Origin of the sequence: Neobacillus endophyticus (genome assembly GCF_013248975.1) — a bacterium.
Classification (GTDB): Bacteria; Bacillota; Bacilli; order Bacillales; family Cytobacillaceae; genus Neobacillus; species Neobacillus endophyticus.
In genome coordinates, this window is sequence record NZ_JABRWH010000002.1 from 288,366 (window position 1) to 310,253 (window position 21,888).

Annotated in this window: 23 protein-coding genes and 2 pseudogenes; 5 read left to right on the forward strand and 20 right to left on the reverse strand. The window is 36.2% G+C overall.

What is annotated here, in order from left to right; all coding sequences use genetic code 11:
- Positions 1-161 precede the first annotated feature (161 nt).
- Positions 162-277 (forward strand): annotated as a pseudogene (locus tag HPT25_RS29440) (recombinase family protein); the annotation flags it as partial.
- 197 nt (positions 278-474) lie between these two features.
- A complete protein-coding gene (locus tag HPT25_RS27620) occupies positions 475-768 on the forward strand; it encodes a hypothetical protein (protein ID WP_173071942.1) in 294 nt (97 codons plus the stop codon).
- Positions 769-798: 30 nt separating this feature from the next.
- Here the strand turns inward: HPT25_RS27620 and HPT25_RS27625 are convergent, their stop codons facing one another.
- The 3 genes from HPT25_RS27625 to HPT25_RS28540 all read right to left on the reverse strand — a co-directional run bounded on the left by HPT25_RS27625 (position 799) and on the right by HPT25_RS28540 (position 2,117).
- On the reverse strand, positions 799-1,020 hold the full coding sequence (locus tag HPT25_RS27625; protein WP_173071944.1) for a hypothetical protein: 222 nt from the start codon (positions 1,018-1,020) through the stop codon (positions 799-801).
- Entirely contained in the window at positions 1,021-1,317 is a 297-nt protein-coding gene (locus HPT25_RS27630) for a hypothetical protein (protein WP_173071946.1), read from the reverse strand. It lies immediately after the preceding gene.
- Between the two features lie 662 nt (positions 1,318-1,979).
- Positions 1,980-2,117, reverse strand: coding sequence for a hypothetical protein (locus tag HPT25_RS28540; RefSeq protein WP_217270023.1), 138 nt, complete (start codon positions 2,115-2,117; stop codon positions 1,980-1,982).
- A 134-nt stretch (positions 2,118-2,251) separates the two neighbouring features.
- On the opposite strand from HPT25_RS28540, the gene HPT25_RS27635 reads away from it, so the two are divergent.
- Together HPT25_RS27635 and HPT25_RS27640 are read left to right on the forward strand one after the other, a co-directional pair.
- Entirely contained in the window at positions 2,252-2,518 is a 267-nt protein-coding gene (locus HPT25_RS27635) for a YcxB family protein (protein WP_173071948.1), read from the forward strand.
- 40 nt (positions 2,519-2,558) lie between these two features.
- Entirely contained in the window at positions 2,559-2,726 is a 168-nt protein-coding gene (locus HPT25_RS27640; RefSeq protein ID WP_173071950.1) for a hypothetical protein, read from the forward strand.
- Positions 2,727-2,818: 92 nt separating this feature from the next.
- Here the strand turns inward: HPT25_RS27640 and HPT25_RS27645 are convergent, their stop codons facing one another.
- Positions 2,819-3,049, reverse strand: coding sequence for a hypothetical protein (locus tag HPT25_RS27645; RefSeq protein WP_173071952.1), 231 nt, complete (start codon positions 3,047-3,049; stop codon positions 2,819-2,821).
- Between the two features lie 284 nt (positions 3,050-3,333).
- Here HPT25_RS27645 and HPT25_RS27650 point away from each other — a divergent pair, with 284 nt between their 5' ends.
- Positions 3,334-4,143 (forward strand): NPCBM/NEW2 domain-containing protein, encoded by an 810-nt coding sequence (locus HPT25_RS27650; protein ID WP_173071954.1) that lies wholly within the window; start codon positions 3,334-3,336, stop codon positions 4,141-4,143.
- On the opposite strand, the gene HPT25_RS27655 is transcribed toward HPT25_RS27650, so the two are convergent.
- The 16 genes and pseudogenes from HPT25_RS27655 to ltrA (HPT25_RS27730) form a co-directional block, all read right to left on the reverse strand.
- Complete coding sequence (locus HPT25_RS27655) at positions 4,140-5,144, reverse strand: replication initiation protein (protein WP_173071956.1); 1,005 nt, start codon at positions 5,142-5,144, stop codon at positions 4,140-4,142. The two genes, HPT25_RS27650 and HPT25_RS27655, sit on opposite strands and share 4 nt — an antisense overlap.
- 755 nt (positions 5,145-5,899) lie before the next feature.
- On the reverse strand, positions 5,900-6,190 hold the full coding sequence (locus HPT25_RS27660) for a bacteriocin immunity family protein (protein WP_173071958.1): 291 nt from the start codon (positions 6,188-6,190) through the stop codon (positions 5,900-5,902).
- Between the two features lie 197 nt (positions 6,191-6,387).
- Complete coding sequence (gene iscB / locus HPT25_RS27665; protein ID WP_173071960.1) at positions 6,388-7,635, reverse strand: RNA-guided endonuclease IscB; 1,248 nt, start codon at positions 7,633-7,635, stop codon at positions 6,388-6,390.
- 245 nt (positions 7,636-7,880) lie between these two features.
- Positions 7,881-8,150, reverse strand: a pseudogene (locus tag HPT25_RS27670) (hypothetical protein); the annotation flags it as partial.
- A 62-nt stretch (positions 8,151-8,212) separates the two neighbouring features.
- Positions 8,213-9,142: a hypothetical protein gene (locus HPT25_RS27675; protein WP_173071964.1), complete on the reverse strand. Its 930-nt coding sequence runs from the start codon at positions 9,140-9,142 to the stop codon at positions 8,213-8,215.
- A gap of 208 nt (positions 9,143-9,350) precedes the next feature.
- On the reverse strand, positions 9,351-10,292 hold the full coding sequence (locus tag HPT25_RS27680; protein ID WP_173071966.1) for a hypothetical protein: 942 nt from the start codon (positions 10,290-10,292) through the stop codon (positions 9,351-9,353).
- A gap of 114 nt (positions 10,293-10,406) precedes the next feature.
- Positions 10,407-10,643: a hypothetical protein gene (locus HPT25_RS27685; protein ID WP_173071968.1), complete on the reverse strand. Its 237-nt coding sequence runs from the start codon at positions 10,641-10,643 to the stop codon at positions 10,407-10,409.
- A gap of 437 nt (positions 10,644-11,080) precedes the next feature.
- Entirely contained in the window at positions 11,081-11,764 is a 684-nt protein-coding gene (locus HPT25_RS27690; protein ID WP_173071970.1) for a response regulator transcription factor, read from the reverse strand.
- A gap of 558 nt (positions 11,765-12,322) precedes the next feature.
- Positions 12,323-12,943, reverse strand: a complete 621-nt coding sequence (locus tag HPT25_RS27695) for a hypothetical protein (protein WP_173071971.1) — start codon at positions 12,941-12,943, stop codon at positions 12,323-12,325.
- A 39-nt stretch (positions 12,944-12,982) separates the two neighbouring features.
- Complete coding sequence (locus tag HPT25_RS27700; RefSeq protein ID WP_173071973.1) at positions 12,983-13,585, reverse strand: hypothetical protein; 603 nt, start codon at positions 13,583-13,585, stop codon at positions 12,983-12,985.
- A gap of 15 nt (positions 13,586-13,600) precedes the next feature.
- Entirely contained in the window at positions 13,601-14,284 is a 684-nt protein-coding gene (locus tag HPT25_RS27705; protein ID WP_173071975.1) for a hypothetical protein, read from the reverse strand.
- A 248-nt stretch (positions 14,285-14,532) separates the two neighbouring features.
- Complete coding sequence (locus HPT25_RS27710; protein ID WP_173071978.1) at positions 14,533-15,327, reverse strand: hypothetical protein; 795 nt, start codon at positions 15,325-15,327, stop codon at positions 14,533-14,535.
- 25 nt (positions 15,328-15,352) lie between these two features.
- A complete protein-coding gene (locus HPT25_RS27715; protein WP_173071980.1) occupies positions 15,353-15,931 on the reverse strand; it encodes a hypothetical protein in 579 nt (192 codons plus the stop codon).
- A 244-nt stretch (positions 15,932-16,175) separates the two neighbouring features.
- Positions 16,176-17,987 carry a group II intron reverse transcriptase/maturase gene (gene ltrA, locus HPT25_RS27720; protein WP_173071982.1) on the reverse strand — a complete coding sequence of 604 codons (1,812 nt, stop codon included), beginning with the start codon at positions 17,985-17,987 and terminating at the stop codon, positions 16,176-16,178.
- A gap of 572 nt (positions 17,988-18,559) precedes the next feature.
- The gene (locus tag HPT25_RS27725) at positions 18,560-19,528 is read right to left on the reverse strand and encodes a hypothetical protein (RefSeq protein ID WP_217270024.1); all 969 of its coding nucleotides are present in this window, start codon (positions 19,526-19,528) and stop codon (positions 18,560-18,562) included.
- A 61-nt stretch (positions 19,529-19,589) separates the two neighbouring features.
- Positions 19,590-21,389: a group II intron reverse transcriptase/maturase gene (gene ltrA, locus HPT25_RS27730; RefSeq protein WP_173071984.1), complete on the reverse strand. Its 1,800-nt coding sequence runs from the start codon at positions 21,387-21,389 to the stop codon at positions 19,590-19,592.
- Between the last annotated feature and the right edge of the window lie 499 nt (positions 21,390-21,888).

Consider the following 21,888-nt stretch of genomic DNA (forward strand, 5'->3'; position numbering starts at 1 on the left):
AAATTTCAGAATGAATGATGTTAGTTGTCGTTAAGTCACACACTTTTATTGAGCAAATATATCCACTTCAACTAACGCTATAATTCGCAAAATATAATATCAAAAAATTGTTTTTTTGGGGGAATGATTTACCTTAGCTCGATTCCCATGCGATGCTACCCCAAATTGAGCATGCCTTGAAGATACTTAAAACGCACTCATATATAAACAGGTTGAAGAAAAAACAGGGATTAGTAAAAGTACACTAATCAGAGCTAAAAAGAACGTCTGGAGATGATGTCCAATACCAAATGAGAACAATAAATCCATTAAGGAAATGTGTGCTTTCTGCGCGAAAAATTTTCCCGTCGTAACGATGCAACAGTTGCCGAAACAAGAATATAACAATTGGTATTGCCAATGCTGTTATCCAGAAGTCATCGCCGGATACTGGAAATTACCGTGGAATCGAAAAATATATGGAGGAAGTTAGCAATGAAAGTAAAGTACAAAGCAGACAGCATATATGGTCCTGACTTAATTAATTTTCCTTATAAAGTAGGCGACTATGTGACTATCGTTGTTCGTTATTGGACTACAAAAGAGGATGAAGACGATATCTATTATTATGGATTAATAACAGAATTTGATGAAGAAAGAGAAGGGTTTTGGGCGAGGTTAGATGATAATCCTAATGCGGAAGAGCTCTTTCGTTTCGGTGATATTGAAGCTGTATTTGATGGAGATAAAATCCCCTTATTCGGTGGCTGGACCAAACGAAAAAAGTGAAAACCGAAAAGCCTACTAATTAAAGTAGGCTTAATCCTCATTCTCAATATATTCATATTCCTCTTCTAAGAAATCTAAGAAAGTGTCAGCAGCATCTTGATGAGTTCCATATCGATTAACTAATTTTTGAATTCTATTTTTTGCTACATCAAAATAAGGATGAAACCAAGGTTGAATTCCAAGTTCTTTAATAATTTTCTCATTAGACTTATCTAAAACTGTATATTTTTCTAACCACAAATAATCCTGCAACTACTCAACACCACCTATCTTTAACTTCCTTCCTGTCTTGCTATAACCTGTTTCAATGGATAATATCCAATCGTGGAGATCATTCCAATTATATCCCATATCCATTAACTGCTGAGGAAATTTCGTTTCGTACTCATTACGCCAGGAATACAATTTTTCTAGGGCAAGTGGCATTTTTCCAAACCCGAATGTTGTTATCGTTTTCTTTTTTCCGTTTTCCTTAATTCCTTTTGCCAAGTACACATAGAGGTGGCCTTTTGAATGAACAAATTTCAAAAAACCCTTATTTTGTATCAATTAAATCGTCCTCCTGTAGTTTTCCGACCGTTCACCATTTAAAATTCGGTCGGAAAACATTTTGCACTCGATTGTGTAAAACTATAACAATAATGGTTTTATGCCTCTTTATAGGAGATACTATCCATAAAGGAGGTATAAAATTGTCATTAGATTTGATTATTTTAATTGTGATTATTGCCTTTTTGGCTATATTAGGTGGATTTACATACTGGTACGTGAAGAGCAATAGGTAAAAAGCTAAATAAGTCTATATCCTCGCATTAAGCATTAACCAAGGTTTCAGATACACCGTTTAAACCCTTAATTTAAATTGTTTCAAAAACTTCCGTATGAATAATGCTTGCTGCTTTTAAATCACACGCTTTTATTGAGATCACCTTTATATTTTCACCTTAGTTTAGAAGTTCTTCAGCTTGCTCTTTATTTTTAGCTACTACAAAAGATACTGCTTCGGTTCCATCTACAACATAATTCAATTGAAACAAACTCATTTTTTATTCCTCCTTCAAAAAACGTACCGTACACTTATTGACTGATTTTTGACTGCTGAATAACCATTTCCTTTTTACTTGATTCGATTATTTTGGATACATAGTTATGAAGATACGAGTCTGTTAATCTCTGAGGAATAAAGCCGATTCGGTAACGAATAAGATTTTCTAAGACAAAACATTTCCGTGTCCAAAACTCATACTCTTCGTATGTGTATCTTTCCCCTTCTGTAAAGTCGTTTTCTCCTGTTTGTCGCCGTCACTTGCGTTTCCGAAATTACCGCCATTAAAAATGATTCCTGACATTATGGAAAAGTCAGTCTCATTTCGTTATGTTGAGCGTATTGTTATTTATACTTGGGTGCATAATTTCCATCGCCCAACCCTCTGCGGGGTTAATAATATTGTTTCTACCGTTCCTTTTCCTTGTTATACTTTTAATGAGAGTGATTTTAAACAGTGATAAAACTGTAGAAAAACATGGAGTTAGGACTTATACAATCAACCAAGATGGGATTTCATTTTTTTCTTCCGAGCTTCAGGCTTCTATGAAGTGGTCGAATATATCTAAATTTGTTCAAACAAAAAGATATATTTATCTATATATCAACGCTGATAGCGCTTATGTTTTTCCTTTGCGTACAATTTCAGAAGAACAGTTAAAAGAGTTTATTGGATATATTCCTTTAACGGTTAAGAAAAAATAAAACTACTTCTTTTTGATATTTTTATAATGAGGTGTTCTAAATGAAATGGATTAAAGATAAATGGTACTTAATTGCAGGGATGATCCTAGCTTTGATCATTAAAGGGGCGACCAGTGGGTTAGACTTGAAATGGTTAATAGGATTGGTTGGAGGTACGATTGTTTTATCCTTTGTGCCCTCTTCTGACGCCAAAGAAGGTACAAAATAACTCATGTACGAGTTTTTGGGTGGGCCCCCTGCCTTCTGAAATGCCCCTACCAAGGAAAGGTAGGGGCATTTGTCTTAATTAATTTCTAGGCATTAAACCTCAACAAACATATATTTCTCTACAAATTGACGTACTTGGTTCATGTTGACTCGTCTTTTTTTCAATAAGGACTCCAGGGTAACTAGCGTTGCTTTAATCGCTGTATTTTTCTTTAGATCACGAATTGACACGTCACCATTTAGTAATTGGATGGCCGTTTCTCTAATGTCTTGATTCTCAGAAGAATTGTAAAGAAGATAGGCTAAACAAGAAATTCTGTCCATTATAAGCTCTCCTCCAAATCTAGAATCGATTATATTATTTATATTTCGCTAACTATTTAAGTTTCCCTTTTGATTACATTACTAATAGTATCCATGAAGCTTGCTAAATATGCCTAAGGAATTGTTTTTTGTAATTCGTTTGAAAATTCTCATTTATAACTGTCTACCTGCGTTTGTATAGTGGTAAATGCAACCATTAACAAGAAGCAACTAGTAATATTTACCCATATATGGTATTTTTACCTATATTTCATATTTTTTTACTTTTCGAGAGGAGAAAGTTCATGAGAAAGAAAGTATTAACATCATTGTTCGCAACCTTACTTTTAGTTGGTGTTCCCACGGTATCGTTTGCAAGTGGGGATTCACTAACTTCATTGAAAAATCAAATCAAGGCTTTAAATGCGAAAATATCAAGTTTGACTTCTAGTAACAACAATTTAGCTGCACAGAATAAAAAGTTAACTGCGCAGGTTAACAGTTTAACTGCACAGAATAATACATTGAAATCAAATTTGAATTCCATTATCTCTCAAACAAATGGAACTATTTATATTGATGGTGCCAAAGAAAGAAATGCAGACTTTGTTTCATATAAGGGGAAACAATATGTTGCTCTGGACGGGATTGTCCCTGCATTAACTGGATACGACACCAATTACAGATATAATACAGGTTTAAACGCATTATATGTTGGTGTTCTTCCAGCAAATGGTTCAATACAACTGCAAAACTTAAATTACTATTCGGCCGATTCTGATAACATTTATTTTAACGGTTGGGAGGATGGTTCTAGTTTTGTAGTAAACTCGCATCAACTGCTTTTTGGTATTGGAGTACCTAAGAAAGTAGATTCCCAAAACGAATATAGTATAAATTACAAGTTAAGTGGAAAGTATAGTAAGCTTTCATTTAAAGTTGGGTTAGACGATAATGGTATTGGTTCAGGAGATACAGGTAGTATTATTGTTTATGGAGACGGAAAAGTTCTATATACTAGTGGCACTTTGGAAACTCAAAATGATCCGATACCAGCTACAATTGATGTTTCAGGTGTTCAAATGTTAAAAGTAGTATTTAAGAAGGATAACTAAAATAGTAATTCATGGTTAATTTTAGGAGATCCAATTCTGCAACCATAATTAACAAGGGCATTGCGAATATTGGCATCAAGGTAATCAAAATTATATTTTTCCACTAATTGAATGGCTTTATCTCTTCTAATTTCATGCCGAATCAGAAGATGGATGAATGATTGTACATCATGTCTGGCTGAATCAATGTTAAGTTCTTCAGATTTTTTATCATTTTTATTTATATAAAAGATAAACGAGTCAATGTTACGACCTTTCTTCTTATGGGTGTCGAAATCAAAAACAATATCTGTTTTCTCTTTTAATTCCTTCTTTGCTTTGTTTAAAACAACAGCTTTGAAATTACTCATTTCAGTATATTTATCATCGTCAATCTCAAGGATCCGACGTAATTCGGAAACTTTTATAATCCGATAAGATTTCCATTTTTTCTTATCGGTCTTTGTTGTTTGTTCAATCGGCAAGTCTCTCCACTCATATTCTTTTAGCAGCTCATAGATTCTCCAGGAATATTCACTGCCAAGCTTTAGAACATGCATGAGTTGGTACTTTACATAGTGTTCTAGATTTAGAAGATAGCGGGATAGAGTTCTGGATAGCTGGATATGTACAACACCTTCTCCATGCATATATCTGGCGCGTTCTACCCATTGGATTTTATCAACAATCTTTTGCTTACCATCCGTAGAGTAAATCACAATTTGCTTTTTCATTATTCCATCAATGGCTTTTTCAACTTGCTGATAAATATTCTTGCCTTTATAACCAATTAAATCAGCTAAATCTTTAATTCGAAGTACATAGGTTTTAAAATCTGTATCGTCTGGTTGAACTAAGGCAATAACAGGATAGATCACTCTGCGCTCTATTAAGCTTAAGTTTTGAGCCATATTAATTAGACTTGGAGCTTGATTTACATAATAGTGGCCTTTTGGCGCTGCTTCAAATAATTGTTCTTCCCAGGAAAGTTGTTTTTCTGCTACTGCTACATCATTCACCATAATAGCCCCACCAAATCCTTTATTGCATATTTCGACTATATTTTAGCAAAAATATAACAGAGAAAGAGAAGTTTTTGCTAAAAGTAACATAACTGCAATATAGATAGTTATATGGGGTGTAAATTAGGGGTTATCCACATTTATGATTTTTTAAGGATCTCATGTTTTTATATATTATATATATTATAGATGTTTCTTTTGTTTATATTTGTTAAGAGGCCAAAAAAAGACTGTCATATTAAGGGATTGAGAGCCTATTTCGATATAAATATGGGGCATATCAATATAAATATGGGGTAATACCGATACTCATATGGGGTAATACCGATTGTTAATTGGGGTAATACCACTTGTTAACTGGGGTGAAACCGATATAAATATGGGGTCATCCTAAGAATACCGATACTCATTTGGGGCTATACCGATATAAATATGGTGCAAACCATTATAAATGTAAAACATAACTCAATACCGATAGTGCTGCGAAGTCATTCCGATACAAATATGGGGTGCTTTTTTTCTTTTATTCATGCTATTTACGATGTGGTATTAATATTTTATGCATTTCTTTTTCTTTTTATCATTAAAAAGAGTTTATGTTTCATATTTAGTTAAAAATTTATCGTGTTGTGATGAAATCACCCTTTTTATATATCGGTATTGAAAATTAGTATACAGAATGTGGAAAAAATCATGTCATAAGGGTTATAACTGAAAAGAACATTGAACCCCGGACTTACCCCGGAAGGACGCATCTACCAAAAAGATAATCCTCTACCAAATCGCTTATCAAAAGTCTTATAGTTTGAAATTTCTACATAATATTTCGAAACTTTTGTAGAGAGTTCTTGTTTTATTGCGAATGGACGTAAATCATTTTGTAATTGTATTATGCAAATAAATAGATTGCCTCCTTTTTCAATAGTATTTTTACAGGACAACAAAACATTTCTTTCCTGTTCCAATGTGTTCGGATCTAACACCAAATCATAGATGTCATTCAACACTTTTTGCTCATCTATTTTCAGCTTGTTTACTGCTGACATTTACATTCCTCCTCCTTGCATTAGATTGTTCCCAACTTTTTTAGAATTTTTCCCATCGAACAAATATATGTTTTCTAATTTGTTAAGGGGGTGGCCTTTTATGCTTTTGTTGGCGGAACATAACAATTTCTACAACGTGGTTCATAGTCCTCGGTATCGCCACGGCAAGGAGACCCCCATCTAAAAAGCGACAGCGTTTAGTGGGGGTCTCCTTGCCGTTCCCTCCTTTCGACTAACCATGTACTCGCTCTTGCGAGCGGTATTAGTTTTTTGTAGCTGGCACTACGGTGAATCACGGTTCCATCTAATAACCGTAAGTCAAAATATCCTGTGCTCCGTCTCCCAAAAATGAAACATGCTTGTTCCTCGTACTTGACCTGATCGAACAACTGAAATTCTTTCACATACTTCTCTGCTTTGTTGGCTTTGCGAATGCCGCCTTTTAAAATAGTGGCTTTATGCAGCTGACGGTTATTCCGTCTCACTTGTTTCAAAATGAATACATGTTGCGTTGGGTGCGCTAAAGGATTTCCGCTAATACACCGTGCATCCACTTCATGAGATTTCTCTAGTCCATGGCTGATGCGCGTATGTTTCGTAAGATAGCCATACGTGAGATGAACATTCTCAAAACGTTCTTGAATCCCGTTGTAAATGAACCACCGCATGACGGTCATATGGGAAGCATCCCGCAAAGTCTTACGTTTACGCGTAAATAGGTGCTCTAAGTGGTGTTGATGGATATAGTCATGACAGGTTTCACAAAGGGCGATTAGGTTATCGGGACTATCTCCGCCCGTCTTTCTGCTCTCAATATGATGCACATTAAGAATCTTGTCTTTGGATTTTCCTTTGCATTGTTGACAGCTGTGCTTGTCGCGGAATAACACGTACTCTCTTGTGTTCCAGAAACCAAGTTGGTCGCCTTGCTGGTACTCTTCTCCTCGTATGTCGGGGTTTTTTAATTTTTGCGTATCGAACTGTGCGACTTCCACTGTTATGCTTGTAATGGGAAGAATTTTGTGGAGTTTCTCAATCAAGCGTATATGCGAATCCACTTTATGCTGAACGGATGGTGCTAGCCATCCTTCGGATTTTTTACGGTTTTGAAAACGGGCTTGGCGGTATCGTGTTTTGCGATTCCGTCTTGCTCTTCGAAATTCCCTGCGAGTCGAAAGTAAGTTTTGTATATCGGTACGAAGTTGCACTTCCCCTTCTATAAAAACCGTGTTTTCGGATGTCGCGGAAAAGCCAATATGTTTGGTTCCTGCGTCAATTCCGAGAGAAATAGGCTGTTTGTAGCCACTGGAACCGTAAAGAAGTTGAATGGTGAAAGGTTCTCGTTTGATGACTTTTGCCTGTTTCTTTTTTAACAGTACTCTTGCTTTTCTAGGTGTACATGGCATAAGTGGATGGCCATGTTTGTTAACTACGTACACGAACATAACGTGTGTACCTCCTTTTGGAGTTTGGTATCCTTCGCCAATGTTCAAGGAGCTTTTTGCGTCTGTAACACCGCCTATTACCCTATAAGACTTTTAACCACAGACGACAGGGCTGACAGCTAGGATAGGCACCGTCAGGTGTCATGACTCCATGAACGTAGCACAAAAGTGCTGAGGCTAGTCAATCTGGCTCACGAAATCGCAAGCCCCTTCCAAGTGAGCGCTAGCTCATTTGGTGGGGGTTATTGACCTGTTAATTGTTTAGGAATATTCGTAGCTGGGAACCTATAGCCGATACGGCTAACAATTTCGTCTTCCGAAAACCTTGTATCTATAGATGGTTTGTACGCTTTAACCTTTTTCCTTCCGTACTTCTCCAATTTTAATAATCTCCGTATTAATTCACCACTTTTTTCCGAAAACATCGGCCCACAGATAACAGTGACGGTTCCACGTTTATTGTCGGAAACCTTTGTATTTGTTTTTTCTTGGTGTTCCTTAGTGTTAACTGACATACCTAAAAACCCCTCTTAATTAGCAATAGATTCACCGATAATATCAATTATTAAGTTAATGGCTACTTTTTATCATCCGGTTGAATTGCTACTGACACAGTATTCATAACATATTGTTTAGTTCCGTTATTTTGAACAATCATCATTTCGTAAGATGCAGCATGTTCGACTTTCTTAGGACTATCGCAATTAACAGTAATATTTAATCTATTTCCTTGTTCTTTTGTAGAATGATTTTCTTTTATTTTTAAATTATTTAAGCTACCTTTTGGTAAATAAACCTGGTAGTTTAAAAGACCTTTTGTCGTATAGCTAAAGCTAGCATTAAATCTGAATTTTGCTCCATCATCCCACGTATTATAGCTCTCTAAAGATAAACGCTCTTTTTCTGGAATTTCATTTTTTATATTTACTTTTTCAAAAAAGTATTGCCCCGTTTTCAATGTAAGGGTTTTGTTTTGGTCAGTTAAAAGCTTTATTTCATTAAAATATTGTACATATTGTTTTAGTCCTATTGTAAAATGACCTCCATCGTGAATACTGGTGTCTATGATTTGTACTTTCGTAGACACTGGTTCACCATCTTTATAAAGCGTGACTCCTATAATAGGCTCTTCATTGTAATCTGATTTAAAGTTAAGTCTAAGGGTTTTTAAGTCGTCCGCTTCGTTATAAAAAAGATAATTTTTTTCTGAAGCATTATCCCCTTCTAACTTCTGAATGGTACTCTGTAACTTATTAGATTGGCTCCAAACTTTTTTGGAACTTTTTCCATCGAACAAATAAATGTTATCTAATCCGTTAAAGGTATTTTTTATTGATAGGGTATCAATTCCTTTGTTGCTTGAGGAAAAAGCATTCCCTTTTAATGTTATATAAAGCGAGTGATTTTTGTACTCATATGAGTACTTTTTAATGATGATACCTGAATCACCACAATCCACCTTTAGCTTAATAATTTCGTCATTAACCGTATATTCGGAAACGCCCAAATTACTGACACTAATAGTTTTTGTAGAGAAAAGTTGTATAGTCCCAATTGCTAAAATTATTAAAACAATAGCAACGATTGATATTTTTTTAATAAATTAACTCCTATTTAATTAATTCCCCTATGTAGAACCCAATAGCTTCGGATATTTATAAGGGTTGCCCAATTTTTAGGGGCACCAATGAACATATAATAATCGTAATTAGCAACTACAATTTTTCAAGGATTTCCCGTTTTTCTTTTTTGATCTTTTCGAGTTCCAATTGTGTTTCATTGTATTCTCGATTCAAATTCATGACAATTTCCGTCGTGTTGTCATATTCATCCTGAGTTTGGTTCAATGCTTTATTGATCTTCCCCTGCACCATGAAATCGGTAATGAATCCGTCAAAAATGAAATCAGCAAACGTCAGCATGTCTGAGATATTGATTTCAATATTGGAAGTTTTGTTTACATCCAACAGTTCTTTTTGAAAGGACCGCATACTTGCCTGTGCCTTTCGAATCGACTTTTCGGCATTGTTAATATGTTGATGTTTCATCATATCCGTTATAAAGCCGCCTTTGGTAAACATGTCAACGTTCCCCCAGCTCCGTGCCTCCTTAAGTGCCCTTAATGCTTCATCTAAGAAGTTCGATAGTTCTTCACCGGCAGCGATAGCTTCATCCAACTCCTTCATTTTGGATTGAAGGATTCCTTCCTGTTCACTCATTTCCAGCACTTTTTCCGCTATAGGGGACTGGCTCGATTTCAACAGGCTTTCTTTTTCCAAAAGCAAATTCTGATACTCGGATTCAACATGACCTAAGTTTGACAATTCGTTTTCAATTCGAATTTTCTCTTCTTCAATGTGATTCTTTGACCGCATCGCTTCTTCCAAGCGGTATTGGGCAAGCACCAGTTCTTCCTTTTCTTTCGCTAGCTTTTCCTCTTTTGTACCGGACAGTTCAGCGAATAGGCGAACAAGGCTGATGCCTTCCAATCTTTTGACATCCTTTTCTTCCGAATGCAAGGTTTTTTCCAATTGACGAACTGTTTCCTGAATGGATTCCCATTCCTTTTCATATTCATTTAACTGCAATTGATACTTTTCTTTTTTGCGCAACTTTTCCTGTATTTTCACAAGCTTTTCGTTTATTTCTAAAAACATGTTCCGATCTCCCTCAAATAAGATAGATAGTCCTCTAGACAGTTGGGATGTTGTCCCTATGTTCAAAAATGTTATTATAATACCAAATGCTCGGAGCTTGCATAGATTTACCTCTTATCGATCTGACTTCTTATTACCTCTGATCTCTATGATTTTCTCCGCTATTATTTCTATCAGAATTAGAAACAATTCCAATATCCATAGAACGAGAAAAAATAACGGAACTCCCTCTATCCAGAGGAACCCTCTCCAAAAATGAGCAAGAACGCCGTCATCCGTTGCCATTAATCCAATAAAAAATGCAACAGGTAGAAGTACAATGAATATGCCAAGTGTAATGATTAGTTTCAATCTTATACCCCTTCTAAACTAGAATGGTTAGTTATCTCTTTGGCTGGAAATTCCGGAATATAATATTCCTATACCAATAATGCTCATAACAAAATATAGTAATGTAATGAACTCAGGTAATCGCCTGAACATTATAGCAGTCAAAACTAACAAAATACCAAAAATACCTAAAACAATCCTAGTTTTTTTACTAACGAAAAGCATAATTCCCACCTAACTAGTACGCGATGCACAAAATTATAATAATTGGACGTTTCCTTTCACCATCGTGCACAAAGAAGGAAACGCCCATAATCCATACGTTAATCAGTTTTAGATGTCCGAGACCACTTTTTTCAAAATTTCATTGTTAAACACTCATTGCAACTTGTTTTGTACAACAAATATACAATACACATTGCACTTTTTGCGAGTATCTTTTGGAGTTCTTAATAGTTTTAGTATAAATACTCAGAGACATCAATCCATCCGTTAGCTACGGCTTTGATTGCTGCAGCTGTTCGTGACGGAACTTCAAATTTCGATGTAATTTTTCTCATATATTGTGATATCGTACTTTCTGATAAAAACAACGTCTTAGCAATTTCCGCATTAGAGGAACCTTTTATAAACAGCTCCAAAATGGCCCATTCCGTCTTAGTTAAGATGTCCTCAGGAGAAACCTTACCTGGTGTCCCAATGGAGGACTCCGCGTTAATTGGTGTATTCATTATTCTCCCTATTAAAGAGGAAACCAACGAAATATCTACATACCGTTCCCCGTTCATCACTGACCAAATTCCCTGCATAAAAAAATCATAACTAGAGCTTTTTAGTAGGTATCCTTTTACTCCAATCGAGAGCATATCCATTAAGAAATCAGTTGGAACACTGGTAGTATAGACAATGACATCCACGCCTTTTTGTATCACTTGTGTCAAAAGCGTTCTAACCTTTTCAGCCGAATCCGAAGAAAGGCCCGACGGATCTATTAGTAAAATTTCTGCAGTTGCGATATATTCCATATCAAATAGCGCGTCCACATTATGGCAGTCCGTTACTACGTTGGGGAATCTAAGCTCTATTAGCTTTTGCGCTCCAAGCCGATAAGGACTTTGATTATCTAGAATCAGCATTTTCATAACAACAATCTCCACTCTTACCTCTCTATATATTAATTTTTATACATAAAAACAAAAAAGGGAAAAACCCGATTAACACATATAATTTATATGTGATAAACTTAGGGTTTTTCCCTTTGGCTATCTATTAAATTTGTTTTTATTCTACTATTTATTATAAAGAAAAACTCTTCTAGATACAAGAAACCACAGGAATTATTTCTTCCGTAAAGTAGAGGAGCCCTCATAACAATGAAGGCTCCTATTCAGCAAACGAACGAAAATTTTTCTATATTGGCTGTGAATTGAAATGTTCCCTTTTGCAAGGCTAAAGTAGAAGCCAAAACATAAATCCTATAACTATTAAAGAGTAAAATATAAATCCCAGACAACCAGAAAGCAAGTTATAAATAGACCAACGGCCTTTTTTTCCATTGGTTGGTTTTTCTTCAAAGATTTTAGACGTATATGTCCTAATTTTTTTCACCAACAAATCAAATCCTTAAAATCTCTTGCCTCATCATTCACTTTGTATATAGCAAAAGATTTTTTTCTTTTAAATAACCGCATTAGGTACTTTTATTTTCCCGCTTTGTGGCTGGACAACATCATAATTTCTCCATTTCCCAGCAATACATATTGTCCGAATCCTTCCTCATCGACATACCAACACATCCTGCTTGCTAAAGACTTGGAAGTATTATGATCATGCAATGGATAAGGAGATTTATAGATTCTTGAAGTAAAACCAGTTTCAGGCATTTGGTCATTTGAAACAGACATAAACTTTTGTTTTGAATGATTGACAATCCAGCTGCCGTAAGTCCCAGAAGGATCCACGTACCAGATCGCATCATCTCGTTCAGAAGGAAAATCAGGCATTAACGGATAATTTGATTTATCCTCGTCAAATTTGTCCCCCTGTAACTTATAAAAAACAGCCTGGTCATCAAATTCACATTCAAAGTCATCTTCTAAAAGTGTAAATTTAATCTTTTTAGATGCATTCTTTCCCATTGGAAGGGATTCATGAAACAATATTGGTTGTTTTTTTTGGCATCGCGCATATACACTAGGATTCATAACATCCACTTCTTCCCAAATACCACATTCGCGGGTAATGGGATCATATAAGCTGCATGCTTCGGCACATGTTTTAGGAGTGTTTTTTTTTGTATTATCTACAACTAATTTGATCATTAACTATCTCTCCTCTAAAAACATGCAACCTCTTGTTGTTTAGAAACCTAAAAATACAACCGGTATAATCAATGATAATACTGCAATGATAACCGAACCTAACATTAATCGTTTGCTCCAGCGGAAATAATCTGGATGATTAATAAGTTTATAAAATAAGCGCATTAACAAAGATACTAATAACATACCAATTGCTATATAAATACCAACTGAGGTTACAAATTTTAATAAATTACTAGCAAAAAGTGTAACCCCTATTGTGTTTGTTGTCAACATGATGATGGGGCCTGCACGAAAAAAAAGAATAATTAATAGCGTTGTGCCCATGACTCCTGTTGACCATTTCGTCCATTTTCCATTTTTAAAAATAAGCGATAAAGCTAATGCTATGACAGCAATAATGAACATGATGGTAATAAATTTCATCCCCGTATCGTACACTTGGGGTAAAATTCCGTCCATGTCACCCATCCAACTGCCCATAGTCGAATGGAAATCCTTTTTTTGAATAGATTGACCATTCATGTTGCTCTTCGGCACAAAAGAAGGGACACCGTTTTGATCTGCAAATCCCGGATTCGGCTGAACTAGAATAATAGAGATACAAAACAATGGGATAAAAAGTTTTAACAAATAATTCATTTTATCCCCCTCCTGTTAAACATGGTCACATTCTAGATGCTCTTGAATCGTCTCACGTGTAAGATTAAACATCATTTTCCCATTATGAATGGGCACTTCATATGTTTGGTTGTACTGTTTAAAGGTATTCTCCCTCACATGCTTGACGATCGTTAACCATTGGTTGTACAACCCCATATTAGGGGATTCTAATTTTCTTAGAGTTGCACTAAACTCTTTGCGATCTATATTAAAATTAATGGTGATATTGGTTAATTGATGGTTATGAATTCTAAATGTTACATTTTTTATATACTTATGAAGTTGTACCACTTTTTTCAATTGGTTAAATAAATATGACCACTTTTCACGAACTCCCTTATTTGAAAGCACAAGATTGCAAGAAATGGAAATATTATCTTCCTTATAACTACCATCAGGGTTTATTTTGATCGTAGCAGTCGTATCGCAGTTCAAAAGTAGTACTAATGGCCCGTACCAACTTAAAACAACGTGCTCTAACGACATTTCAAAATTTTCGAAATAACCTTCATCTAAGTAATGCTCAAAAACCATAATCCCTCCGCCTTTTAGCATTACTTTCTTCTTTTGTAATGAATAGACCATCTCAACTTCATCTACTAGTAATTTGCTGTTCTTTGTAGATTCTACAAACTTCAGTACTTTAGAACTACTTAATAGTTCTGTATCTAAATGCATTATTGTGCCCCCTTTCATATTATTACTTACACTTATCGTATGAGTAGCCAGAAAATTTAGCAAATTAAACATGGTACTTTATACCTATTATTCTACCTAAAACTTACAACAATCCATAGTTATAAGCTTTAGGTAGAATGTAACGAGGTACGTTACAATTCTACGACAAAAAATTAATGCGAATTACTTTTTATGGAACTAAAATTCCTTGTTTTTTTTTGTGATAGGATACTGATTGGATTTACTCATTAACCAATCATTCTGCTTTCCCTTTTTAACAGGTACTCCTCATCAGGAATCAGATAATCCTCGCTCACGTAAGCTGCTTCCTCTAATTTTATCGTACGAAGCACTTCGATTTTCCCATCATCCTTCCGACTTACTTCCACAGATAGGACGTCATTTCGATGAATCAATTTAGATTTCTCACCCAAGTCTAGCCAAATTCGGCGCCCATCACTGACGTGAATATATGGACCTTCCTTCCCTAATACCAAAACAGTCCATTGTTGATCGCCCATAAGATTATCAGCAATTTTTGCTGTAGCACATTGTTGGTATTCCATTGAAATCGCTGGTTGCTCAGAATCCAGTAAATCATCCAATGACAAACAATCTTCTTCATTGACCATAGGATCTGACTCAAAATCTGGTTCAAGGCAATTTGGAAAATGACTAACTAAATGTTCATCTACAAAACCTTCCGCATCATTAAAGAATGCTACGGCAGGAATTAATTCATGCGTATAATCAGTATCCATAGGAGCAGATACTTCACTCAAATCATGTTCCCCTAATTCTTGTTGTAAAGCAGCAAGAAGTTCTTCTGCTTCGGTACCAACAATATCTGATACCTCAACAGTAGGTGTTTCAGTTTGAATGGATACCACGGGACAATTTTCAACACTATAAATATCTGGAATATACAATGATTCCTGATACTGCATTGTCCGGATTTGAATGGATTTTTCAAAACAATATTGCTCCAACACTAAAATGATGAAAAATTGACAATAGGTTAAAAACTCAACGATTACGTTCATTTAATAGGTTCCTCCAAAAATTTAATTAAAATAGGTCAAACGCTAACTGGCCATCCATCGGTGCATTTTTTTTACGTTTTGATGCTGTAGAAGAATTGACTTCCACTAATTTGGCATCGTACGTATTTGAAGTTTGTAGACTTGGTTGCTGCTGGTGAACTAAGTGGGATAGGATCGTTCCTTCCGGCACCATTTCAAAACCAAACGCTTCAATTAAGTCGACTTCCAGTACACCTTGATTGACGGTAAATCCAGTAATATTGCCTTTTTCGATATCCTCTGTAATGAGCTTTGTTTTTCGTAACAATACATTTTTAGTAGATTCCACTTGGATTTGAGATGTAATCCAATTGATCACTTGTTCTTGAACAGATGGCTGACGTTTCTTACCAATACCCGCAAGGATTTCTCTCGCCCGATCAGACGTCTGGCTCACCCAATCTTCTGTAGACCCCTTAAGAACCTTATTTCCGTTCTTAACACTTTGGATTAACATGGATTGTAGATCGCCTTCTTCTCCTAACATTGCGGACAATCCATCAGAACTAACTTCCCCATTAATGGCAGCCGCTGCACGATTTTTCTGTGCAATGAGCGTTGCCATGGTCTCTTGGAACGTGTTCTTGTACTGGATGTAAAAAAGCCTGCACTCTTTATCTTGACCAATGCGCCAACTGCGTCTGCTAGATTGACTGATTGTGAATAAGGACCAACTAAATTGATAGTAGATAAGCGTAGGGCAACACAGGAGTCGGGTAGGTCAGAGATGTTACCATCTCTTTCCCCCCTAAGAACTGGACTTGTACCTTTCAGCACATCCGGCTCAAGCCCTCTTTCCTCCGAATCAATTAATATACGAACTTCTTAAATGCTTCCATCATATGTTTAACCGCTTGTTTGCTATTTGCATCTACATTATTCCTTTTAAGGAAAGATTGAACCTTTGGTAATTGCTTACCGTTACCGTAACTCTCCAATAATGCGTGATGTGTTTTATGACAAGACTTATGAAGTAATTCAAGGTTCTCATAAGTGTCCCAACCGCCTATAATTTTCGGTACTATATGATTCGCTTCTAACGGCTCGTCCCCAACAAGTGATTCACGACAAACTCTGCATTTGTATTTAGACTTTTTAGCAAGTTTTTGCTTTGCTAAAGTGTTCTCCTTATCGAACTCTTTTTTATCCCGTCGCTCGAAATATTCTTTAAGTGAAGCATCAAATGGACTATTATATTGTTTGATTTTAGTGTGTCTCTCGATTTTCACCCAACTCATTTTCATAAGCTGAATAGTGTTGTCGTGAGGACACGTAAGAATCCATTTGTCTTTACTTACACCCGTATGGTCAGGTTTGAAGTACATCTTTCTTATCCATTTAATAGATTTACGATGATGTCTATGTTTCAAGTAGATTAGCGTTCTTTTGAGGATATAATTATCTATATCTTTGAAAATCTTTTTGGCAACCGTTGGTGACCAATAATTCGCTATCCCTCTGATGACACGATTTAATCTATCAATTAGGAGCGAAGTTTCTCTACCTTTCCCCCACTCAAATATTTCTTTAATCTTTTGTTTAGCTCGTTTTACACTCTCTTTGGAAGGTTTAATGAATAAACGCATTCCATCTTTGGTTGGATATTGTCTGAAGTTGAACCCCAAAAAGTCGAATCCTTTACCAATATGAACTACTCTTGTTTTATCCTTCGCAAGATTTAGTCCACGTTTGCTTAGGTAAGGTTGTAATTTTTCATACATGCTATATGCCTCTTTTTCAGTAGGGCAGACAAATACAAAGTCATCAGCATACTTAACCACACCAACGGAATTTTGATACAATGTATCTCCTTGTCGTGTTGTGTGGATGTATCTAACACCGATTTCTTTCTCCATTCCATGTAGTGCAATATTTGCTAATAATGGCGAGATAATACCGCCTTGTGGTGTTCCCTTTGTTGTTTCGTGGAATACATCATTATCTACATAGCCACTATTTAGCCACTTTTGAATTACTAATTTATTAGGGAAATTTTTAATGCAATCCATAATATATTCATGATTCAAGTTATCAAAGCATCCTTCGAAATCACCCTCAAAAATCCATTCCTTAGCACTGCCTTTGCTTAATTTAACGAATAAATCACTCATAGCATCGTGAGTGCTACGTTTAGGTCTGAATCCATAAGAAGTCATTTCAAATTTTGCTTCCCATTGCGGCTCTAAAGCGTTTTTGAAGACGTTTTGATATACTCTGTCAACAATAACCGGAATGCCTAGTGGGCGGAGTTTACCGTTCTTTTTAGGAATATAGGTTCTTCTGGCTGGTTTGACATCGATATTTCTAACGCTGTATCCACTTAATTTGTTGAATAAATCAACTCTTTCTTGTGGTGTATTGGAAATATATCCATCTATACCTGCTGTTTTCTTACCTTTATTCTCTTGGGTTACTCGTCTAATACTTAGAAGTAAATTAGCCTTGCTTCTTAAAAGTAATCTTTGTAATTTTCTTACTTTCCTTGTTTGGTTTAATTGTTCGGCACGATAGATTCGTTGTTGAAGTTTCCTAACATAGCGTTGAACTTTCACCCAATTAATTGAGTGCCAATTCTCCACTAGTGGGGAAACAGCCGACTTAACATTCTCGTTAGTTTTCATAACATATCTCCCTCTCTTTAGGATTATTCTTTTCGCTTTCTTTCGTGTTGAAGACCATGTGGAAGTCTGCAGCCTTTCAGCTTGGGTATTTCCCTATCCAACGACTTATACGCATGAGTTTTCGTCTGAACTTTCGTTCTGTTGGCATTCGCTTTCTCCACATTCCTTTACCCTCTGTATATTGTAAGTTTCTTACGATTCTCCTACCTCGAATGAGAGGAATACATAGGGCTTACCAAGTTTTACTAACGATAGATACGATTGAGTTAGGCATCCTTCTTTCCTCCGGCGGATCTATGGGTCATCTCACAGTTCCTCGACCGTAGAACTTTTCCTATCCGCTTCTACAGACTTTTTCAACCACAGTACGTCTGCTGTCGGTGACGGAGTCTACAAAGGTTCAGCTTCGCTTATACCTTCTCAATCTTTCCCTAGCCCTATTGGACTTCTGTGTAAAGTCCTCCATTAAGCATTTAACCCTCATGCAACCCAACAATCCGATTACTCGGAAAGCAGTTTCGGGCGGGAACACCTTTAATGACTAAGGTGGCTTCTTTGCGAAGCACTATCAGTTAGCAACTTCTTGTCGCACGGTCTAAACCTACTTTGACGAGCTCCTGACTTACTATACAAACATCATAGTTTTCCTTTTCAATCTTCTTTTTCAACCATTCTGAACGCTTATTCGTTGCAGTTGTATTGGTATCCAAAATACAAACCTTGGCACCGATCTGTTCTAGGACTTTTTGTAATCGTGGTCGAACATCCCTGCCAGGACTAGAAGAACCAGTGTCTCTTACGTACACAATGGATTTTCTGCCTTCTGCCATTTCCGATTCAATGATCTCTTGTAACTTTTTCTCCTTCGGAAGCAATCGATTTTCATCTAAATGGATCGCCTTCCAGATAAGTTCACGAGTACCCTCTTCATCAGTTTTCACCGTGGCATTTGGAAAAGTGAAAGGATTGTCGACGTAACTAATTCCGAAATCCGTCATAGGCAGGTATAGCTTATGCCCATCGTCACGAGTATCAATCGCATGTTCAAATGCTCCAATCATATCGTGATAAGCTTCGGACAAATCTTTATCCATATCTACGAAAATCGTAGGCACGTTTTCCAGATGCACCGGATCTGGCCAAACATCTACAAGACGCACATTCACAACATTGTGAAGCATGTAGCGTCCATAAATGAAAGGGGAAATCCCAGGCATGACTTTCTCTGTTCTTCTCACTCCACCACGAGAATTCGTATTTGAGTACTCTCCGTCCTCTTTGTATTCATAAATGGTTTCCTCAATATTGCCGAATTCTTCATTGAATCTTCGTATCTCAGAAAATTTGAAACCACTAGCTACCATTTCATGAGGGAATAAACGCCAGAGCAGGAAATAAACATCTTCTGCACGGCCGCCAAACAATGTGCCAGTGCCAGCTATTACCTTTTTCGAAACCTTTGCCAAGCTTCCTAAGGAATTGCCTTGTGCCGTCATGCCTCCTTTAAATAGCGATAGGTAAGGTTTTGATATAATCTCCACCTTTTCCCCCGCTCCACACCGTACGTGAACCTTTCAGCTCATACGGCGTTCCATCTATTATTTAATCAATAACAATCTTTTCAAGCTTACAAAGCCTTCTGAGTTGGTTAATTTTTCTTAACTGCATAGAGTTAAGTTTTAGTAGCTTGATATATTTATTTATAGTCTCAGGACGAGTAGCATGGATTAGCTTATGAACAAATACGTGGACGATAGTGAGATTTTTATATTCGTCTGTACCACCTAATTCAACAGGTGTTTTATGGTGACAGTGAACAAATTCTGCAGGAAGCGGAATTTTTAATACTGCACATAATCCCTTCTGTTGGGAGTACAACGATAATCTATTGTCCATATATTCAACACTTCGATTTTGGAGTCTGGATTTCATCATTGTGACGATCTCTTTATCCCATTCGAAATGTTCTTTGTTATCATAAGGATTTAAAGATTGAGAGAAGTTAAAATTGGAAGTTGTTTTAATATCACCTATAGGAAATAGGTAATCATCTTTTCCAATTTTGAAAGTCTTTCTTGTTGGTTTATAAAACTTAAGATATGTTGACTTCTCAGATAATCTTGGATATCCATATTTCGCTATCTTTTTGAGCCTAGATTTTAGGGTTCTCAATAACCTGTATTCAATGTCATTAAAATCTTTTACAACATGGGTTGCATGCTTGTAGAACTGATGCACTCCTAGAACTGTTGCATTATAGATTCTAACGTTATCTGGAACAGGATTCTTTTGGATTTTAATAATTCTCTTCTTTAATGTTTGCTGAATTTGTTTAATGTTCTTTTCCGAAACATTAGTTTTCGCGACCAATTTGTTGCCTTTCTTTACTGCTTTCATTCGGTAGCCGAGAAACTCAGAGCTTCTTTTCCTAAGATTGATAATCTTAGACTTTTCAGGAGATATATCTAGTTTCAGCCTGTCTTTTAGATAACCTTTAGCAGCATGGAACCATTTTGTTGCTGTTCCATGGTCCCTTGCAAGGATTCTAAAGTCATCCGCATAACGAACGATATAACCTTCTTTCAAGTTAGATGCTCGTCTGAGGTTTGCGATTTTAACATCATTCCCGACATACTTGTGACGAGTTTTATCAAATGTGTCCCATTGATTTGCAACCCAATGGTCTAAGTCGTTAAGTACAACATTAGATAGGAGTGGGGATAATATTCCTCCTTGTGGTACTCCTTTGTTTGGAATACCTTCTCCTTGTATTGGTGCTTTAAGCATTTTGCTTATAATCGCAAGTACACGCTTGTCCTTTATTCCGATATTCCATAATTGTTTGATTAGTAGGCAATGGTTGACATTATCAAAGAATCCTTTGATATCAATGTCTACCGTAAAGTGGAGCTTATTAATGTTGATTAATGTTTGAACTCTTGCAACAGCATGTCTCGTTGTTCTGAGAGGTCTAAAACCATATGAATGGTTGTAGAATTTTGCTTCGCAAATGGGTTCAAGTACATTTAAAAACATTTGCTGTACTAATCTATCATTAATTGTTGGAATGCCTAGTGGTCTTTCTTTACCATTAGGTTTTGGAATAAATACTCGCCTGACAGCTTGAGGCTTATAATTTCTTAAAAGAGCTTTTATTTCTTTTAAGAAATGTTCTTGGTCAGATTCAGCTAAGTTTAAAATCGTCCTATCATCTGTTCCTGCTGTTTTGGAGCCTTTATTACTTTTAATGGTTCTATAAGCAAGTAGGATATTTTCATCAGATAGAATAATTTCTAGAAGATCTTTAAAATCCGTTTTACCCTTCTTACTACTCTCGTAAAGTTCTTTTTGAACTTTTGCAAAATCGTAGTATTGTTTGTTTCGTGAAGTCCTCGTGTTCATCGGTGTCGATATCAACTCCTTTGTTGATATTCCAACTCACCTTCATACCCGAAAGATGAACTTCAGCTTTACTCAGATTGTTAGATTATTAATAGACTTGGGCCTATCCCTCCACTATGTTTCCATAGCTTCAACGGTACTATGACCCTACTCTCACAATAGTAAATGCACTTCGGTTTTACCCTTATAGCAACCTCCCCGCTAGTAGGCGTTAGATAGGAGTCTATTGCTTTCGACGTTCCAATGAATTTAGCTGTACATATACCTTTAGGTGTTTGCTTTGTACCTGTGAGCCTTATAACCTCGTTGTTGGTTATTCCGATTTTCATAACGAACAATTTTACTCATCGGTATCTCACCCTACTAATGTAGTCTGAAAGGTTTCCCAATCAGTAGTTCTCTAGGCACGTTCATTCGCAAATTCGTCAGTTTCCCTTGAAACATTCTCACCATGGGTAATTTATAGCGTCCCGACCTATCCTTATCCATATCTATAAAT

Excerpts from the sequence above, each read along its gene's own strand:
- HPT25_RS27620 (WP_173071942.1), top strand. The coding sequence starts at position 475 with ATGAAAGTAAAGTACAAAGCAGACAGCATATATGGTCCTGACTTAATT.
- HPT25_RS28540 (WP_217270023.1), bottom strand. The coding sequence starts at position 2,117 with ATGTCAGGAATCATTTTTAATGGCGGTAATTTCGGAAACGCAAGTGAC.
- HPT25_RS27635 (WP_173071948.1), top strand. The coding sequence starts at position 2,252 with ATGAGAGTGATTTTAAACAGTGATAAAACTGTAGAAAAACATGGAGTT.
- HPT25_RS27640 (WP_173071950.1), top strand. The coding sequence starts at position 2,559 with ATGAAATGGATTAAAGATAAATGGTACTTAATTGCAGGGATGATCCTA.
- HPT25_RS27645 (WP_173071952.1), bottom strand. The coding sequence starts at position 3,049 with ATGGACAGAATTTCTTGTTTAGCCTATCTTCTTTACAATTCTTCTGAG.
- HPT25_RS27650 (WP_173071954.1), top strand. The coding sequence starts at position 3,334 with ATGAGAAAGAAAGTATTAACATCATTGTTCGCAACCTTACTTTTAGTT.
- HPT25_RS27655 (WP_173071956.1), bottom strand. The coding sequence starts at position 5,144 with ATGGTGAATGATGTAGCAGTAGCAGAAAAACAACTTTCCTGGGAAGAA.
- HPT25_RS27660 (WP_173071958.1), bottom strand. The coding sequence starts at position 6,190 with ATGTCAGCAGTAAACAAGCTGAAAATAGATGAGCAAAAAGTGTTGAAT.
- iscB (WP_173071960.1), bottom strand. The coding sequence starts at position 7,635 with ATGTTCGTGTACGTAGTTAACAAACATGGCCATCCACTTATGCCATGT.
- HPT25_RS27680 (WP_173071966.1), bottom strand. The coding sequence starts at position 10,292 with ATGTTTTTAGAAATAAACGAAAAGCTTGTGAAAATACAGGAAAAGTTG.
- HPT25_RS27690 (WP_173071970.1), bottom strand. The coding sequence starts at position 11,764 with ATGAAAATGCTGATTCTAGATAATCAAAGTCCTTATCGGCTTGGAGCG.
- HPT25_RS27695 (WP_173071971.1), bottom strand. The coding sequence starts at position 12,943 with ATGATCAAATTAGTTGTAGATAATACAAAAAAAAACACTCCTAAAACA.
- HPT25_RS27700 (WP_173071973.1), bottom strand. The coding sequence starts at position 13,585 with ATGAATTATTTGTTAAAACTTTTTATCCCATTGTTTTGTATCTCTATT.
- HPT25_RS27705 (WP_173071975.1), bottom strand. The coding sequence starts at position 14,284 with ATGCATTTAGATACAGAACTATTAAGTAGTTCTAAAGTACTGAAGTTT.
- HPT25_RS27710 (WP_173071978.1), bottom strand. The coding sequence starts at position 15,327 with ATGAACGTAATCGTTGAGTTTTTAACCTATTGTCAATTTTTCATCATT.
- HPT25_RS27715 (WP_173071980.1), bottom strand. The coding sequence starts at position 15,931 with ATGGCAACGCTCATTGCACAGAAAAATCGTGCAGCGGCTGCCATTAAT.
- ltrA (WP_173071982.1), bottom strand. The coding sequence starts at position 17,987 with ATGAAAACTAACGAGAATGTTAAGTCGGCTGTTTCCCCACTAGTGGAG.
- ltrA (WP_173071984.1), bottom strand. The coding sequence starts at position 21,389 with ATGAACACGAGGACTTCACGAAACAAACAATACTACGATTTTGCAAAA.